Annotated in this window: 11 protein-coding genes; all 11 read right to left on the bottom strand. The window is 26.5% G+C overall.

Annotated features, from left to right (window positions below):
- Nucleotides 1-27 precede the first annotated feature (27 nt).
- The gene (locus ABGF48_RS08140) at nt 28-1,722 is read right to left on the bottom strand and encodes a phospho-sugar mutase (RefSeq protein WP_408105841.1); all 1,695 of its coding nucleotides are present in this window, start codon (nt 1,720-1,722) and stop codon (nt 28-30) included.
- Nucleotides 1,723-1,725: 3 nt separating this feature from the next.
- Nucleotides 1,726-3,573 carry a type I pullulanase gene (pulA, locus tag ABGF48_RS08135; RefSeq protein ID WP_408105840.1) on the bottom strand — a complete coding sequence of 616 codons (1,848 nt, stop codon included), beginning with the start codon at nt 3,571-3,573 and terminating at the stop codon, nt 1,726-1,728.
- A complete protein-coding gene (locus ABGF48_RS08130) occupies nt 3,574-5,829 on the bottom strand; it encodes a glycogen/starch/alpha-glucan phosphorylase (RefSeq protein ID WP_408105839.1) in 2,256 nt (751 codons plus the stop codon).
- A complete protein-coding gene (gene glgA / locus ABGF48_RS08125; RefSeq protein WP_408105838.1) occupies nt 5,829-7,253 on the bottom strand; it encodes a glycogen synthase GlgA in 1,425 nt (474 codons plus the stop codon). The genes ABGF48_RS08130 and glgA overlap by 1 nt, the downstream gene beginning before the upstream one ends.
- The gene (glgD, locus tag ABGF48_RS08120) at nt 7,254-8,372 is read right to left on the bottom strand and encodes a glucose-1-phosphate adenylyltransferase subunit GlgD (RefSeq protein WP_408105837.1); all 1,119 of its coding nucleotides are present in this window, start codon (nt 8,370-8,372) and stop codon (nt 7,254-7,256) included.
- Between the two features lie 9 nt (nt 8,373-8,381).
- On the bottom strand, nt 8,382-9,521 hold the full coding sequence (locus ABGF48_RS08115) for a glucose-1-phosphate adenylyltransferase (RefSeq protein ID WP_408105836.1): 1,140 nt from the start codon (nt 9,519-9,521) through the stop codon (nt 8,382-8,384).
- Nucleotide 9,522: 1 nt separating this feature from the next.
- Nucleotides 9,523-11,436: a 1,4-alpha-glucan branching protein GlgB gene (gene glgB / locus ABGF48_RS08110; RefSeq protein WP_408105835.1), complete on the bottom strand. Its 1,914-nt coding sequence runs from the start codon at nt 11,434-11,436 to the stop codon at nt 9,523-9,525.
- A gap of 6 nt (nt 11,437-11,442) precedes the next feature.
- Nucleotides 11,443-13,095 (bottom strand): putative manganese-dependent inorganic diphosphatase, encoded by a 1,653-nt coding sequence (locus ABGF48_RS08105; RefSeq protein WP_408105834.1) that lies wholly within the window; start codon nt 13,093-13,095, stop codon nt 11,443-11,445.
- Nucleotides 13,096-13,354: 259 nt separating this feature from the next.
- On the bottom strand, nt 13,355-14,968 hold the full coding sequence (locus ABGF48_RS08100) for a DUF4091 domain-containing protein (protein ID WP_408105833.1): 1,614 nt from the start codon (nt 14,966-14,968) through the stop codon (nt 13,355-13,357).
- A gap of 1 nt (nt 14,969) precedes the next feature.
- Nucleotides 14,970-16,655, bottom strand: coding sequence for a putative ABC transporter permease subunit (locus tag ABGF48_RS08095; protein ID WP_408105832.1), 1,686 nt, complete (start codon nt 16,653-16,655; stop codon nt 14,970-14,972).
- Entirely contained in the window at nt 16,648-17,367 is a 720-nt protein-coding gene (locus ABGF48_RS08090) for an ABC transporter ATP-binding protein (RefSeq protein WP_408105831.1), read from the bottom strand. The genes ABGF48_RS08095 and ABGF48_RS08090 overlap by 8 nt, the downstream gene beginning before the upstream one ends.
- Nucleotides 17,368-17,733: the final 366 nt, after the last annotated feature.

The following is a 17,733-nucleotide window of genomic DNA, read 5'->3' as shown; positions in this document are numbered from 1 at the left end:
TAATCCCTTCCTTACATTTTCGTAATACTATTTAGTTGATAAAATTTTAGAGTTTGCAGCATCAAAGATTGCTTCAACCATTTTATCTCCATCTACTTTAGTTTCTGCATTTGAGTAAATATATAGCTTAATCTTTGGTTCAGTACCTGAAGGTCTTACAACATACCAAGAACCATCTGATAAAATGTATTTTAATACATTTGATTTTGGTAATCCAGTATTATCATTTTGATAATCAATTACTTCTACCAATTCTTTACCATTAATTTCTTTAATAGGATTTGCTCTGTAATCATCCATTATTCTACTGATTAATTTTTGACCATCTAATCCTTCTAATACTATTGAAATCAATTTTGAACCATGATATCCAAATTCTTTATATAATTCTTGTTGTACATCAAGTAAAGATTTTCCTTGAGCTTTGAAAAATCCAGCCATTTCCATAATCATCATTGCTGAAGAAACAGCATCTTTATCTCTTACATTTGTACCATATGAATATCCAATACTTTCTTCATAACCAAAAACAAAAGTCTTTTCATTTGTTTTATCCCATTCATTTGCTGGTGCGTAAATGTTTTTGAATCCTGTTAAAACATTCATACTTTCAACGCCATACTTTTTAGCAATTTTATCAGGTAAATCTGAACTTACGATTGATTTAACTATTACTGGATTTTTTGGCATTTTTCCTTGTGCATCTAATCTTGAAAGAATGTAGTATGTTAATAATGAACCAATTTCATTACCTGTTAAGAATACATATTCTCCATCTTTATTTCTTACTTCTAAAGCTGTTCTATCTGCATCAGGATCTGTTGCTAATAATAATTCAGCATCTTTTTCTTTTCCTAATGCTTCTGCGTACTTAAATGCTTTTGGATCTTCAGGATTTGGATATCCAACTGTTGTAAAATCTGGATCTGGCATTTCTTGTTCTTTAACTAAAGATACATTTTTAAATCCTCTAGCTTGTAATATTTTACTTACTAATTCTCTACCTGTACCATTTAATGGTGAATATACAGCTTTGATTGATTTATCAATATTTTCATCTTCTAATGATAATGACAATACATCATTGAAGTAACTTTCAACTACAGAATCATCAACGTATTCAATAATTCCATCTTTTATACCTTCTTCAAAATCTATTGTTTTTACATTGCTAAAATCTCCAATTTCTTGGATGTGTCCTAAAATTTTATCAGCAATATTATCTAAGATTTGTGAACCTTCTTCCCAGTATGCTTTGTAACCATTATATTCTCTAGGATTGTGTGAAGCTGTAATCATAACACCAGAAATAGTTTTTAATTTTCTAATTGTATATGAAAGTAATGGTGTAGGTGTAATATCTTTGTGAATGTATACTTTAATGCCATTTGCAGCTAATACTGAAGCAGTAATTTTTGCGAATTCTCTTGACATATGTCTAACATCATGAGAAATAGCTACCCCCCTTTTCTTTGCTTCTTCACCAAATTCTAAAATAGTATCTGCTAATCCTTGTGATGCTAAAGAAACTGTATATTGGTTCATTCTGTTTGTACCAGCACCAATTTTACCTCTTAAACCAGCTGTTCCAAATTTTAAATCTTGATAAAATCTATCTTGAATTTCTTCATTATTTCCTTCTAAAGCTAATAATTCTTCTCTTGTTTTTTGATCAAAAAATTCATTATGTAGCCATTCTTCATATCTTGCTTTATAATCCATATCTTACTCCTCTATTAAGTTATAGACATTTGTTGAATATCTATTAATACTAAATTCGTTAACGAATTCATCCTTAAATTCATTTTCCCAAATTAAATTTAATTTATAAATTTTATCTAAATTAATTGATAAAACTTCTTTATTTTTTGAGAAATTATGAATGATTAAGTATTTCTTATCTTCTTTCTTAATTGTAAACGCAATTATTGAATCTTTCAACCCATTTATAAAAGTTAAATTGTTTCTTACATCTTCAGCAGTTGTATAATTGAATATACCTAATCTTTTACGTAATTCAATTAAATTTTTAATTTTTAAAAATATGTCATAATTCTTTTCCTTTAGTGACCAATCTATACCATTAATATTACTTGGTGATGCATATGAATTATGATCCATATATTTTGTTCTCAAAAATGAGTTTCCTGAATGGAAAAATGGTATTCCTTGTGCTGTCATTATTATAGAAAATGCCATATATGTTAAATCTTTAATATCTTCTTGTGCCACATTTGATTTTAAAAGTTTATCATAAAATATTAGGTTATCATGTGCATTAAAGTAATTTATACTTTCAATAGGATTCGCAAATGATGAAGCATCATTTGCATCTAATCCAATAGAACCCATTATACCATTTTTTATATTCTTATTTAGATAATATTCACCTTGAATGTATCCCTTTACGCTACCATCATTATCACCTTTAATACTATCTCTAATGAAAGGATTAAATATTGCAAATTTTTTATCTTTTTGTGCTCCTATAACAATTTGCTTATCATAAGGAAGTGGTGAAGATAAGGCCATCCATGGCTCCCCATAAATTAAAATATTAGGATTAATTTCTCTTAATTTTTCTATAGCTAACATAATTGTATCTATATCAGTTAATGCCATTAAATCGAATCTAAATCCATCAATTTTATATTCTCTTGCTAAATAACAAAGGGATTCTACTATGAATTTTCTAACCATTGGTCTCTCAGATGCTAACTCATTTCCACATCCTGAACCATTTGTAAAATTACCATTTTCGGATCTATAGTAATACATTGGCTCAATAACATTAAACGGAGAATCACTTGTTCTAAAAGTATGATTATATACAACATCCATTACAATAGACATTCCATTTTCATGATAATTTTTAATTAAAGTCTTAAATTCTCTTATTCTACTATATGGATCATTTGGATTTGTTGAAAAAGATCCTTCGATATTGTTATATAACTCTTGATCATATCCCCAATTATAGTTTTTAGGATATTTCGATAAAGGTTTTAATTCATTAACAGTTAAATAATCTGTTACCGGTAATAAATGTATATGAGTAACACCCAACTCCTTAAAATGGTCTAATCCCGTTGAAACATTATTATACTTTGTACCTGTTTGAGCAGCACCTAAAAATAATCCTCTATTTTCTGCTCCGGAATTTTCATTAATGGAAATATCGGCAATATGTGTTTCTACAATTATAGCCTTATCCTTATCATTAAAAGGTATTTTATGTTCTATAAATCCTTCTGGATTTGATTTTGATAAATCAATTATTGCTGTTCTTTTGCTATTTGCAGAGCTTGCAAATGAATAAGGATCCGCAACTTCCATTCCATCAATTAAAAATGTGTAAAATTTACCTTCCATATTTCCATCTAATATTATCTCAAAAACATTATTTTCATCTTTGATCATATTAAATTCAGTTTTTGATTGAGTACTATAAGAATCATATAAACATAATGTAATAGATTCTCTAGAAGGAGACCATACTCTAATAATTGATTTTTCAGGACTATAAGATAGTCCAAGTTTAGTTTCTAACAGTTCATTATTAATTTCAAACATTTAATTCTCCAATATTTCGTTATATTTTTTTAAGAATGATTTATCATCAATCTTTATTGTATTTTTACAATCATTTAATCTAGTTTTATACCATTGATAAGTATTTGTATAATCATCAATTGATTTTTCAATTACAGAAACATATTCAAATAAATCCTTAAATATATGATTCTCATCATTAAAATAATATATTGAATTATAAATTTTATTTATATCATAAGGAAATGTCTCTTTTGGAAGTGATCTATAAAAGTTAAACATATCCTCTATCTCCTTATTGTGATTTAAAAATTCATATAAATTATAATTATTTTTTGTTAAAACGGTTTCAGTATCATCACCAAATACATAATTATTTATATTATTATCATCAATAAATTTATTTTGATAATTACTTTTGCATGTTAAAAATGCAGAGCCTGTAGCTAATGATTTAAAAATACAAATATCTTTTAGTTGCATTGATAAAAGTTCTAAACTCTGATAAATATCAGCAGCAGGAATAACTATACTTGATTTAGTCAAATTATAATTTTCTATAAAAACTATTTTTATTTTATCCTTGATAAATAAATCATTATTTATTTGATTTGCAAGTGCATTTATAAACTTGATATTTTCTTTTGCAACATAGTAATTTGGATAAGATTTACCACCAAAGAAATATGTTCTTTCTGAAACACTTAAATTAGGATTTTTTTTCAATCTATAATATAAAAGAGCAACACCTAAAGCAGATAAAATCTGTCTTTTATATTCATGGAATACTCCCATATGCATAACGAAAGGTGAGTCTATATTTACTAAATTTTCATCTATATTAAGGAACTTCAATAAATTTTGCTTTTTTTCATATTTTAATTCTTTTAATTTGTCACCAGTAAGTAATGCATATTTGTTTTCATCAATGTCCTTATCATAATAAATTTCTTTAATATATTGTTTTGAATCATAATTAAAATTAATTGTATTAATTTTATACTTATAAAACTCATAATGCTCTTTCATAAATTTATGCTTAATTAAATCTATATGAGAATTATTTAATGTAACAACATTTTTAGCAATGTAGTAAGCGATATTAATCATACATACATAGCCATCTTTTATGATAATTAATGGCAAATTAAATTTATTATTATTTAAAAACTCATTTTTTATATGCTTATCCAACATATAAATTATATCTAAAATATTTGGACATATTTCATTAATTAGTTTTAATTCCCAGCTTTCAAATGTTTCTGGTAATAAAGATAATTGCATGAACACAAAGGTCTTTTTTGCTATTTCTAATGAATTTTCAAATGATAATTCATATTTACTCATTAATACATCTATAAACACAAGCATTGAAATTACAGGATGAATGTCATGAACCTGAATTTTTACATGTTTATAAATATTATAAACTTCATCATCAACATATTTTTTATACTTTTTAAAAATATCTTGTATAGATGAGCTTGCAAAAAAGTATTCTTGTCTTAATCTTAATTTCTTTCCCTCTACATTACTTTCACTTGGGTATAAAAATTCTACAATTGAATTTGCCATATTAATCTCGTTATAAGATTCTTCAATATCTCCATTAGAAAATTTTTTAAAGTCTAAATCATTTATTGAAAAACTTTTCCATAATCTTAAAGTATTAACATGATTTCCATCATCTGATAATAATGGTATATCATAAGGAATTGCCTTAACAGAGAAATCTCTAAAGTTTACATAATGGCTAAACCCCTTTTCGTGTTCCCAAGGATTCTTATTTACCTTCCAATCATCTGGTTTTTCAACTTGTTCCCCATTAATTATTTCTTGTTTAAGCATACCTCTTCTATATCTTAAACCATAAGCATAAAGATTGTGTTTTTCAGTTGCAAAAAGTTCCAGCATGGCTCCTGAAGTTATCCCTAAATCTCCAAAACCTAATGCAAACTCAATATCTTCATCTTTTATATTTTCAAAATTTAAATTATGCTTTCTAAATAATTCTTTTACTTCCGTTAATAAATCTAATTTAATAAGATTTTTTAATAATTGATTACCAAAAGAATATTCAAAAGATAAAAGATAGACTTGTTTGTCTTTTCTAGCATTTTTATAAGATTCAAACCATTTCTTTCCAATAATTTGTCTTACACTATTTGCAAGAGATATAAATAACTCTCCATCTCTTGCATAATCAAACTGTTTTGCAAATAATTCATATAAATTATCTTGAATTCTTTGCTCAATAGCACTTAACTCTTCCACTATAAACTCCTGTACAATGATATATATTCATCTCTTGATTTATCCCAATCAAAGTCAGAAATCATTGCATTTTTTATTAATTTTTTAAAATTTTTTTTATTATTATAATATAAATCGACTGCTTCTTTAGTTTTAAATAATAACTCATGTGCATTTACATTGGCAAATGTAAATCCTGTACCATCTCCGGTAAATTTATTATATGGTAAAACAGTATCTTTTAATCCACCTGTTTCTCTAACTATAGGTAATGATCCATATCTAAGAGCTATTAATTGAGAAATACCACATGGTTCAGATACAGAAGGCATCATATATAAATCACTTGCAGCATATATCATATTAGCCTCATTAGTATCAAAATACATCCTTGCAGCTACTTTTTCTGGATATTTGTATTCAAAATATTTAAACATTTCTTCATACTCATATTCTCCAGTACCAAGAATAACAAATTGTATATCTTCTTGAATTAATTCTTCAAAAATATATCTTAAAATATCAATTCCCTTCATTTTAGTTAATCTTGTAACCATTGCAATTAATGGAACATCTTCTCTAACTGGTAATCCAAATCTTTTTTGTAAAAAAGTTTTATTTTGCACTTTATTTTTTATTGTCTTAAAATCATAATTTTTATGAATTATTTTATCTGTTTCAGGATCCCATATATCAAAATCTAACCCATTAACTATACCGGATAATTTATAAGAATAGTGATTAATCACTCCTTGTAAACCTTCACCAAAAAAGTCATACTTTATTTCTTCAGCATATGTTTTGGATACAGTATTAAATTTTGTAGAATGAACTATACCTGCTTTCATGAAATTTATACCAAAATCAAACTCTAAGTCATTATAACTTAAATATTTTCCTGGTAGACCAGTTGAAAAGAAAATACTCCTATCAAACTGTCCTTGATATTTTATATTGTGTATAGTATATAAAGTTTTTATATCATTATAAAAACTATCCCCTTCTCTAAAATCATTTACATAAACTGGCACAAGTCCTGTATGCCAATCATTTGCATGTATAACATCACATTTAAAATCTAAATATTTAGGTAAAATCACACTAGCTTTTGAGAAGAAAATAAATCTCTCATAGTCATCATTTTCACCATAAATATTACTTCTCTTAAAATAATCTTCATTATCTAAAAAGTAAAAAGTAACATCATCATGTACTAATTCAAATACACCACAATATTTGTGTTTCCATGAAAAGTCTACATAATAATATCCAATATATTTCATTTGTTTTCTATATTCTTCTTTAATTTTTGAATATAAAGGTAAAACAACTCTAATATCATGTCCTTTTTTTCTTATAGCATTAGGTAATGAACCTGCAACATCTGCCAATCCTCCTGTTTTTATAAAAGGAGTAGATTCACTAGTTACATATAATATTTTCATTTATTTCTCCAATACTGTTTTTTTAGGTACTACATAAGGATTATTTTTTGTACCTTGCACAAAAACATTTTGTTTTATTACACTCAATTTATCTACAATTGTATTTACAACTATAGCACCATCTTCAATTACAGCACCCTGGAATAAAATAGAATTTTTTACAATAGCGTTTTTTCCTACTTTTACTCCTCTAAATAATACTGAATCTGAAATCTCTCCTTCTAAAATACAACCATTAGCAATAACAGAATTTGTAACTTTATTACCTTCCATATATAGAGTTGAAGGTTCATCCTTGTTTTTAGTTAATATTCCTGCACCCATTAAAAATAGATCAGTATATATTCCAGAATTTAATAAACTTAAATTTGCTTCATAAAATGTATTTAAATCTCTTACGTATTCAACATGAGTTGTAATTTCAAATAATCCTATGTTTAAATGTTTCTTATTATTCATTATTGCTTGTGTTAATGTTGCAGCATTATCTTTTTCATGAGCATCTATTACAACTCTCTTAAACACTGATTTTCTTATCAAAATATGATCCATAAATAAGTTAAATACATTTTCTGTACCTAAATTTATGCCAATATTTTGTATTTTATTATTTTTATCAAGAATAACTTTTCTTGCATTTAGATATCTGCCTTCTATATCTTCTTGTTTTCTATATAAAAACATTACATCAAATTCATTTTCAATAAAATAGTCATAAGCCGCACTTACATCTATTTTTGATATAACCATCGGGTTTGCAATATAAATATTTTCACACTTACTTTCCTCTACAAATGTAAGAGAATTCAAATATGATGTAATTCTCTTATTTCTACTTTCAAATTCATCTATTGATGGAGCGTTTATAACTAAACCATCTTCTCTTTTATCCATTTCCCAATGTTTACCATTACCAACATGATCTAATGTAGATCTTATATGTTTTCCACCATGAAGTAATACTTTAGTCACTCCATGTTCTGATAAATTAGATAATGTAATATCTATAACTCTATATCTAGCTCCAAAAGGAAGCATATAATCTGGTCTTGTATTTAATAATGGACCATAAGGTGTTGTCTCAAGTCCTGATTTTATTATTGCCATTAAATTTTTCATATGCATCTCCTATTCTTCAGAAATTCCATCTTCTGATACTAAATATACTTTGTCTGAGTTTAAGTCACCTATTATAGTATCTGAAGGTATTTCTATATCATTATTTACTACAGTATTACATATTCTAGCACCGCTACGAACTTTTACACCAGGTAATAAAACTGAATTACATACTTTAGCACCTTCTTCAATTGTAACTTGATCAAATAATACAGAATTCTTTACTATCCCTAAAACCTGACAAGCTTCATTTACCAATGTATTTTTAACTTGTGACTCTTTACCAATAAAATGAGGAGGTAAATTTTTAGATGTAGTATGAATTCTCCAAGAAGTGTCATATATATTAAGTTCATTATCCGACTTTATCAAATCTAAATTTGCTTCCCAATAAGATCTTACTGTACCTACATCTTTCCAGTATCCACTAAATCTATATGCAGACATTTTTTTATTTTCACTTAATAAGCATGGTATAATATCTTTACCAAAATCATAAGTTGAGCCTTCTTTTTTATAGTCTTCAATTAGAGCTTTTCTCAAAACATCCCATGTAAATATATATATTCCCATAGATGCTAAGTTACTTTTTGGCTTTTCAGGTTTTTCTTCAAATTCAATGATATTATCATTTTCGTCCGTATTCATAATACCAAATCTCGAAGCTTCCTCCCAATCAACCTCCATAACAGCGATAGTTACGTCTGATTCATTTTTTATATGATGTTCCAACATTTTATCATAATCCATCTTATATATGTGATCTCCTGATAAAATCAAAACATATTCAGGAGAAATATTGTCTAAATAGTCAATATTTTCATAAATCGCATTAGCTGTACCTTTATACCATCTTCCACCTTTTTCAGTATAATATGGAGAAAGTATTTTTAATCCACCTTTTAGTCTATCATAATCCCATGCTTGTCCTAACCCAATATGTTCATTTAAATAAAAATGTTTATATTGTGTCAAGATTCCAATATTATCAATACCAGAATTTGCAGCATTAGAAATAGCAAAGTCAATTATTTTGTATTTTCCTCCAAATGGAACTGCAGGTTTTGCAGTATTTGAAGTAAGGGATTTTAGTCTACTTCCCTGTCCTCCAGCTAATAGCATAGCTACCATGTTATGTTTCTTGCTCATTTTATCCTCCTATTTGTTTTTTACTTAATTTTACAAAAAGTGCTTGATAAGGTGGTAAATCGATATCTATTGAATATGGCTTACCATGTATTGAATAATCAATACTATACAATGGTGTATTTCTTTGGATTTCTCCACCAAAATTTTTGTGTGCAGAGTTTAACACAATTTTATATATTCCCTTGTGATCAACTCCATATCTGTATTTGTGTCTATAAATTGGTGAAAAATTAAAGAAGCATAATATTTTATTTTCATCTCTATCTATTCTTTCAAAAGCAATTATATTTTCATCAGAATTTTCAAATTCAATCCAATTATATCCATCATATGAATCATCAATTTGATGAAGTGGTGTTTCTTTTTTATAAACTTCATTTAATTTTTTTACAAAATCTTGCAATTGTCTATGATTTTCATAATTTAATACAGACCAAGACAATTCTTTATTTTCATTCCATTCTTCAAAAGTACCTATTTCATCACCCATGAACATTAATTTCTTACCTGGATGAGCATATTGATAAGCATATAATGCTCTTAAAGCTCTAAATTTAGTATCATAATCTCCAGGCATCTTATTAATCATAGATTTTTTCAAATGAACTACTTCATCATGTGAAAAAGGTAAAATATAATTTTCACTGAAGCAGTATGTAATTGAAAATGTCAATTTATCGTGATGATATTTTCTAAATGCAGGATCCTTTTCCATGTAATATAAAGTATCATTCATCCATCCCATATTCCACTTAAAATCAAATCCTAAACCATCTGCATATACAGGCTTTGTAAGATTTGGAAATGCTGTTGATTCTTCAGCAATCATAACTGTATCAGAATGATATAAATGTACAACTGAGTTTAATTCTTTAACAAATTCTATTGCTTCAAGATTTTCATGTCCACCATATTCATTAACAAGATTTTTTCCACCATAGTTTAGATAAAGCATAGCAGATACTGCATCTACTCTTAATCCATCAATATGAAAATATTTTAGTAAAAACAAAGCAGAGGAAATTAAGAAATTCTTTACTTGTTGTTTATAAAAATCAAAATAAAGAGTTCCCCAACCTTCTACAGATGATCTATATTCGTCATTTTTTTCAAATACTTCACTACCATCAAATTTACTCAATCCATGAGCATCTCTGGTAAAGTGAACTGGAACCCAGTCTAAAATTACAGAGATTCCCCTCTTATGAAATTCATCTACCAATCTCATAAATCCTTTTGGATCCCCATATCTTGATGTTATTGAAAAATACCCAGTAACTTGATATCCCCATGAACCATCAAAAGGATATTCTGTAAGAGGCATTATTTCAACATGTGTAAATCCCATATTTTTTACATAATCAGGCAACACTTTACATAAATCATCATATGTATAGTAATTATTGTCAAAATGACGCATCCATGAACCTAAATGTAATTCGTAAATTGACATTGGTTCATGAAATTTATCTCTTTTCATCCTATTTTTCATAAATTTTGAATCTGACCACTTAAATCCATTTATATCAAATACTTTACTTGCAGTATTTGGTCTAAATTCAGAATAAAATGCATAAGGATCAGATTTTTCAATTTCTCTAAAATCTTGAGAAATAATTCTATATTTGTAATTATAGTATTCAAAAAAGTTTTCAATACATACATTCCAAATACCGGAATTATTAATATTTTTCATTGGAATATTTGTTCCATTCCAAAAATTAAAATCACCAATTAAAAATAATTCTCTAGCCATTGGTGCATAAACAGTAAAACTCGTGTAAGTTTTTCTGCCCTTTTTATACTTATGTGCTCCTAAAAACTCATAAGATTCGTAGTTTTTCCCTTCATTAAATAAATAAACAGATTCATCTAAATCAGTTCTATAATATAAATTTTCATATAATTCAGTCATTTTCTTTTAACCTTCCTTTAAAGCATTTGCGATAGCTTTTGTGACTGAAGGTATAAATTGTTTCTTTCTTGATAAAAGTCCTTTTACCATGTATCCATTTTCATCAAAATCAACTCCAAATTCATTTGATACGGAATCATTAAATCCACCAACAGTAAATACTAATGATTGTTCATTAAATATATCTGTTATAAATAATGCGAAGAAATTTAATCTTTCTTTTTCTTTAATTTCTTCCATTTCAGATCTAATATCTTTTATAAATTTATTAACTGATGGTAAATCAGTTGTAAACGCTTGAGAAACTCTTGCTTGTTGTCCTTGAATTTCAAATTTCTTGGAATCAGTCATTAAAATGTCATTGGCACTTTGACCTTCTAATGATGTACCAGCTGCAAACATTTCGGATGCATATTGTTCTAAATCAATTTCTGCAATTTCTGCTAATTCATACAAAATTTTCTTATCAGTTTCTGTTGTAGTAGGTGATCTAAATAGTAATGTATCAGAAGTTATAGCTGAAGCCATTAAACCAGCAATTTCCTTAGAAGGCTTGATCCCATTTTCTTTATACATCATAGCTAATATTGTACAAGTACATCCTACCGGCATATTTCTAAAATAAACAGGTGAACTTGTTGTAATATTTGCTACTCTGTGATGATCAATAATTTCCAATATTTCTACATTTTCTCTATCATCAATTGATTGATTACTTTCATTATGATCAACTAAAATCAACTTTTTCTTTTTATCATAAAGTAAATTATTTCTATTTAATTCCCCTACAACATGCATTTGTTCATCAACTACAGGGAAATTTCTAAATCTAGTATTTTTAACTTTCTTACTTACATCTTCCAAATATTCTTCAGGAGAAAAAGAAAGTAAATTATCCTTTGACATTACATAAGATACTGGAATTGCTTGAGGTATTAATCTTGCAACCATAAATGAATTGTATCTTGTTTGCAATACAATTACATTATTTTCTATAGCTTTTTCCAATACATCTTTTTGCATTCTATGACCAGATGTTACAATTATAATACCAGCTTTTCTCTCAATAGCTTCTAATTGTGACAAACGTCTATTACCTACAATTAGGATATCTCCCTCATGCACGTGTCCTTCTTCATCAACTTCAGATGCATACACTAACATTCTTCCATTATATTTATTTGGATTTTTCGGCATATGAATAATATCTCCCGCAATAGTTTCAACTATATTTTCAACTTTAGTATTTGCTCTCCATAGTATTTCATCATCCCATACATCCATATATGATTTTGTCAAGTTTGAAAGAGTTACAATACCTTTTAATATTTCATTATCATCAACCACTGGCAAAAATGATATATTTCTTGGTTGCAAATGATTTGCAGCCTGATAAATAGAAATATCCTCTTTTACTGTTAATGGCTTACTCAACCCTAAATCTCCAATAGTTTGTTTTAAGTTTTTAACTAAAAGTGGAGCTTTTTGTCCCCATCTTTCAACAACCCACTTAGACTCTAAATTTAACTCACCAAGTCTAATAGGAATGTATTCATTTTCTTTATCAATCTGATTTTTTAAATCGGCATAAACAAGCACAGATGCGATAGAATCAGTATCTGGATTCTTATGCCCAGTTATATAAATTTTTTCCTTCATAAACTACTCCTTATATCTAAATTTTATCATAAATGACAATGCTTAACAATTCATTTTATTTGAGACAAGTAAATGTAATTTATATTGATTAAAGGAGGAATTTGGAACAGTTTTTTTAATTTTTATTTTCTGTTCCAATGCATAACTAATTTTACTTGAAATCACAAAAATAAATTCAAATAAATAAAAAACTCAAAACTACTATCTGCAGATTAATATACATCAGATAGTTTTGAGTTTTATAAATTTAATACAAAAATCAAAACATTAATTTTATCATATTTATATCATTTAACAATATTTCTATCTCAACATTTGAAAGGTATTTACTACCTGGTAAAAATTTTGTTTTTACACGTGTTGCTATTTGATCTAAAAGATCTTTATTTCTTTCTTGAATTCTTTTTATTTTATACGCATCATAAATTCCTTCTTTGATTTTAAGATATCTTAATGAAATATTTGTTTTTCTATTTTTAGAATTTGAAGGGTATACTAAGAAACAATCTCCAGGTTCAAAGCTTGAATGTGTAGAATCTAAAAGTGGATCTTGTGTCCATGCATCATAGGCCCATCTTAAAAATCCATCAGAGAGAGATGCAGATACAACTGTATAATAAGTTTCAGCATTTTCGCTTAATGCGAAATTTCCTGGTCTGTGACCTACACATGAATACAAATAAGTATCAAAACCTTTATCTCTTCTAGATTCAACAAAATTATGATATCTTTTCCTATCTTTTTCAAATTCAATCATTGAAACACTTACTTCTTGAACATTTTCAAGATATTTTGCATTTTCAGCATAATTATCAATTGCAGCGGAAATTTTAATGTTCTTGCCTTTTGAATTTTTTATTGAATATAATATTTCAAAAATTTCTTTAGAAAATCCACGTTCATCTATTCCAATATATGCAATATCAAACCAATTTTTAGATTCTAAATGTGCATAAAAATCTGTTAAAAATATTTTCCATATATCAAAATATCTTTCGCTATCAAGGTTATATTTTTCAAAAACTAATTTTTCATTTTCATAATAGGTAAATGATTCATGCCATGGTGCCATACCATAAATGATAATTTTTTCTTTACCTAAATCTAATCTATGACAAAACTCTACCCATTTATCAAAATCAGAGTAATCAAATATGAAATTATCTTTATCTTTATACCACTTAATCATTGATGGATACTTAATTTCATTTTTACTATAAGTTTGTCCACCCCACGCATCTTCACATAAAGTAGCTGTTACTGCTCTTCCACCCAGATCATAATATAGTTTCATATGATTTTCTAAAATTTCAAAGTGCTCATTAGAAAAAGGTTCAACTTCGTAATATTCAGCTACAGAATATGGATATTGCCACAATTCTAAATGAAAACTATATTTTTCAAAATCTACATCTCTGTGTGAAACTTTAACTAAAACTTTTTTACTTATATATTCACTTAAATCAGAATTATATAATTTTACCTTAAATATAAAATCAGAATTTGTTTTATAAGGAATTTTCACTTCAGCATAAAAAGATTGAAAATTTCCTGATTTAATTCTAGCCTTATTATCTTCTACTAAAATATCAGAAGTCTCTACCCTATCTTTTGTAATATCAAGCGATATTGGAGGAGTTAAATTTCCATCGTATGCTAAATTTTTTTGAACTCTATATAACTTGTACTCTAAATTATCATCAAAACTTAAATTCACATCATATATATCTTCTTTTTCAGAATAAACTAAAAAATGTAATATAAGTATGTCATTCTTCCAACTTTTATAAGTCAAAATTTCATCAATTTCTTCAAATTCATCAACAGTTATATTATCATATTTTAAATTTGAATCTACTATCTTAAATTTCATATTATTTTCCCATTCTTACTAAATATTTTTTATACAATTTTAAATCTAATTTATAAAATACATATCCCAAAATAGCAAATATCATATTCCAAAATATTGGATATAAAAACACAAAGTCACTGAAAAGAATAGTATCTATTCCTAATGAAACAACAGTTATAATTACAAGGGCTATTGTAAGTAATATTATTCCAATTGAAGGAATTATTGATCTTCCACCTTTAACAGCTTGATTAGGATTATCCCAATTTGTATATGGCCATAAAATTCCAGGTATGAATGTAATTGCGCTAGCAAACATTGATGTTATAAACATAGAAATTAGTGAACCAATAATTATATAAAGTTTAAATCTTGCAATAAAATTTATCAATATAACAAGTGGAGATGTAGCGATCATTATAAGTGTTGATGATGCTAATAATCTTCCTAAAATTTGATCTTTAGCAGAAATTGGAAGCACTTTCATTAACCATATATTTTTTCCTTCCCTACTAAATGTAGAAGATGTAAGCTCTGATCCACTTGATGCAAATAAAGTAAAATCCGTTACAATCATAATTGCACCAGTTACTAATAAAATATTTCCATTCTTAATTAAAGCAATCTTATTGTGTAAATCATTAATACTTTGAACAACATTAAATTCTGAATTTGTTAAAAAAGGAATTCCGAAAGCAATTGTCATAATTAATCCAAACGTAACTTTATTAATTAAATAGATCGCATTTCCAAAAATGTTTTTTAATTCTTTTCTGTAAATAAGTCTCAATGTTGATGTATTATTAATATCTGATTTACTTAATTTTATTTTCTTACTCTTAGAACTATTTACGTTTAATATACCTGAAACTAACGCTTTTTTTCCAAATGTAACAGTTATAAATGTTGTAACTGCAGCTATAACAATCAAAACTATCAAACTCAATATTGAAGTAAGAATATTATCGGACATTAAAACATTTGTACCTAATCTTATTTGTGGAAAAACATTTAATAATGTACTTTTTGCATTCCCAACTCTTTCTAGAAGTACAGATTCATTCAATTCTTTAGCAAAAAATTGAAACGCAAATTGTATTCCTATAACCATTGCGAAAAATAATATATACGCTACATATTTAAGCATATTTTTCAATGTTGCACTTTTATTTATAAACTTCATTACATAAACAACTATTAATGTAACAATGTTAATTAAAATTAGTGATATCAAAAATAAAACTACAACAGATAAAATATAAAATATAATTGATTTATTCAAATATAATCCAGTTTTTAATATTATAGGAAATGAAATCAATATACCATAAAATAAAGAGCTTACAGCATAAAATATAATTCTACTTGTCATTATTTCTTCTGATTTTATCGGCAATCTCAACAATATTTTTATATCATTTGAGTAATAAAATTTACTAATAATTGTAGTAGTGAAAAACACAAGTATTAAAAATAAAAATGCAAATTGTGATAATACTATTAGCTCATCAGCTAATCCTTTTTCTAAAAATAAATCGTAAACATTAAGTAATGCGACTTGTGCAAGATATAAATAAAAAATTATAATAGCAAAACCAAAAACACCACCAAGTAACTTATTTCTCGCCTTTTTATCCTTAAATATGGATTTAAATGTGTAATAAAATCCAAAATCCTTTTTTAATAATTGTAAAATATTAGTCATTTGTCAACTCCAAGAATAATTTTTCAAGATCCCCTTCATAATTTGAATGTTGCTTCAATTGTTCAATAGTACCTTGAGCGATAATATTACCATGTTTAATAATTATAATTCTGTCACAAATTTTTTCCACAACTTCCATAACATGGGATGAGAAAAATACAGATTTTCCTCTATTACATCTTTCCCTCATTAATTCTTTCAAATTAAATGCCGATTGAGGATCAAGTCCAACCATAGGTTCATCTAAAATTAATACTTCTGGATCATGAACTAATGCGGAAATTAATGCGATTTTTTGTTTCATTCCATGAGAATATGTAGAAATCAATGCATCTATATCATCCTGTAATCCAAATTTTTTAGCTAGTTCTTCAATTTTAGCATCTCTACTATCTTTATCCATTCCATAAATATTTGCAACAAATGTTACAAACTTTCTGCCAGACATATTTTCATAAATTTCAGGATTATCAGGTAAAAATGCAATTTTCTTCTTAGATTCATAAGAATTATTAATAGCATCTATCCCATTAACCTCTATTATGCCACTTGTAGGTTCCAATAATCCAACAATCATACTAATTGTAGTTGTTTTACCAGCACCATTAGGTCCTAAAAATCCAAGTATTTCACCATCTTTAACTTCAAAACTAATATCATTTACAGCGACTTTATTTCCAAAATCCTTCTTTAAATTTTTAACTAAAATCATATATCCTCCTTGTAATTTATAATATAACTATAACATAAAATTAACACAATTTGAGAAAAATTTATAACTATATAGTAATGATATAATTGAAAACATCAGTCCGTATTTTCAATTAATTAGAGTAAAAAGTTTTTATATAAAATTTTAGATGCAGTAATTTTATATAGAGAAATTATTGATGTAGCAATTTTAGATGGAAAAATTATAAATAGAGTATTTTTAAGTTCAAGCAGATAAAATCACCATTATTTGCTTTATTATCCGTAAATTTAAAATAAAAAGCAGATAGATATTTTATTAACAGTTTATACCTTATAAATTTAATAATATTCCAATAAAACAAAATAAAAAACGGCTTCCCCATTA

It is taken from the genome of Helcococcus bovis (assembly GCF_046035835.1).
Taxonomy (GTDB): domain Bacteria; phylum Bacillota; class Clostridia; order Tissierellales; family Peptoniphilaceae; genus Helcococcus; species Helcococcus bovis.
The sequence above is the reverse complement of the archived record's forward strand: the minus strand, read 5'-3'. Positions and strand labels throughout refer to the sequence as shown.

Excerpts from the sequence above, each read along its gene's own strand:
- glgD (WP_408105837.1), bottom strand. The coding sequence starts at position 8,372 with ATGAAAAATTTAATGGCAATAATAAAATCAGGACTTGAGACAACACCT.
- glgB (WP_408105835.1), bottom strand. The coding sequence starts at position 11,436 with ATGACTGAATTATATGAAAATTTATATTATAGAACTGATTTAGATGAA.
- glgA (WP_408105838.1), bottom strand. The coding sequence starts at position 7,253 with ATGAAAATATTATATGTAACTAGTGAATCTACTCCTTTTATAAAAACA.
- ABGF48_RS08090 (WP_408105831.1), bottom strand. The coding sequence starts at position 17,367 with ATGATTTTAGTTAAAAATTTAAAGAAGGATTTTGGAAATAAAGTCGCT.
- ABGF48_RS08100 (WP_408105833.1), bottom strand. The coding sequence starts at position 14,968 with ATGAAATTTAAGATAGTAGATTCAAATTTAAAATATGATAATATAACT.
- pulA (WP_408105840.1), bottom strand. The coding sequence starts at position 3,573 with ATGTTTGAAATTAATAATGAACTGTTAGAAACTAAACTTGGACTATCT.
- ABGF48_RS08115 (WP_408105836.1), bottom strand. The coding sequence starts at position 9,521 with ATGAGCAAGAAACATAACATGGTAGCTATGCTATTAGCTGGAGGACAG.
- ABGF48_RS08140 (WP_408105841.1), bottom strand. The coding sequence starts at position 1,722 with ATGGATTATAAAGCAAGATATGAAGAATGGCTACATAATGAATTTTTT.
- ABGF48_RS08105 (WP_408105834.1), bottom strand. The coding sequence starts at position 13,095 with ATGAAGGAAAAAATTTATATAACTGGGCATAAGAATCCAGATACTGAT.
- ABGF48_RS08095 (WP_408105832.1), bottom strand. The coding sequence starts at position 16,655 with ATGACTAATATTTTACAATTATTAAAAAAGGATTTTGGATTTTATTAC.